This window comes from Arthrobacter sp. Hiyo1 (assembly GCF_001263615.2).
Classification (GTDB): domain Bacteria; phylum Actinomycetota; class Actinomycetes; order Actinomycetales; family Micrococcaceae; genus Arthrobacter.
The window spans coordinates 133,742-134,995 of the sequence record NZ_DF952473.1 but is presented as its reverse complement, the minus strand read 5'-3'; the positions used below and the strand labels follow the sequence as shown (position 1 = coordinate 134,995).

At 64.8% G+C, this 1,254-nt stretch carries 1 protein-coding gene and 1 pseudogene; both read left to right on the top strand.

The features are described 5' to 3' along the window. Positions 1-848: pseudogene (locus AHiyo1_RS16115) on the top strand (DEAD/DEAH box helicase); the annotation flags it as partial. Positions 849-880: 32 nt separating this feature from the next. Continuing rightward, positions 881-1,254, top strand: a 374-nt coding sequence (locus AHiyo1_RS16110; RefSeq protein ID WP_148667627.1) for an amidohydrolase family protein, incomplete at its 3' end; no start/stop codon positions are given.

The following is a 1,254-nucleotide window of genomic DNA, read 5'->3' as shown; positions in this document are numbered from 1 at the left end:
CTGGCATCCGCCATGCGGAATGCCGTGCGGGAGGGGCGTCCGCCGGCCCGCGGCACGAACCGGAGCGAGGACTTCGGGCGCGCCCGCTACATGCCGGACCAGGAAAAGAAGATCGCAGACCTTCGCCGGGCACTGCGAGCCCATCCGTGCCACGGCTGCAGCGAGCGTGAGGACCATGCCCGTTGGGCCGAACGCTGGTGGAAACTGCGGCATGAAACCGATGGGCTCATCCGGCAGATCCAGGGCCGTACCAATACGATCGCGAAGACATTTGACCGGGTCTGCGATGTCCTCGCCGTTTACGGTTACCTCCAGACGTCCGACGCCGGCCATGTCACCATCAGCGCGGACGGCCAGCGCCTGCGCCGCATCTACGGCGAAAAAGACCTACTGATCTCCCAATCCATCCGCCAAGGGGCCATCAAGGACCTCGATGGCGCCGAACTGGCTGCGCTGGCCAGCACGATGGTCTACCAAGCCAAGCGCGACGATCGCGGCCTGCGACCCAAAATGCCGTCCGTATCCCTCGAAACGTCCGTGGACATCGTGGTCCGGGAGTGGTCTGCGTTGGAGGACGTCGAGGACAAGAACAGGCTCCCGCTCACCGCCGAACCGGAGCTGGGACTTGTCTGGCCCATCTTCAAGTGGGCGAAGGGCCGCCATCTCCAGGAGGTCCTCAGCGGCACCGACCTCGCCGCAGGCGACTTTGTGCGCTGGGCGAAGCAGGTCATCGACCTGCTGGACCAGATGGCGAAGATTCCAGGCTCGAACGGCGCCAAACCAAGATGTGCCGCGAAGCGATCGATCTGGTCCGGCGCGGCGTCGTCGCCTACTCCAACGTCTCCTGACACACCACAGATTCCCAGCAAGGAGCATATCCATGACTCATCCAGGCGTGCCCGCCGAAACCCGGCCCCGCAAGGTCACGATGTACCGGAACGGCTCCGTCTACACAGCCGCTGATCCCTTCGCGACGGCAATGCTGGTTGACGGTGACACTGTTGCCTGGGTTGGCTCTGAGCAGGCTGCAACATCGATTGCCGACTCATCGATGGAGGTGATCGATCTCCGGGGAGCCTTGCTGGCGCCCGGTTTCGTAGACTCCCACATGCACCTCACGGAGACCGGAATTGCTTCCGATTCCCTCCACCTGGCCGGGGTCCGCTCGGCGCGGGAGCTGCTCGACGCCGTCGCCCTGGCCGCCAAGGCACTCGGTACCAGCGGCGTCGTGCTTGGCCACGGTTGGGACGAGTC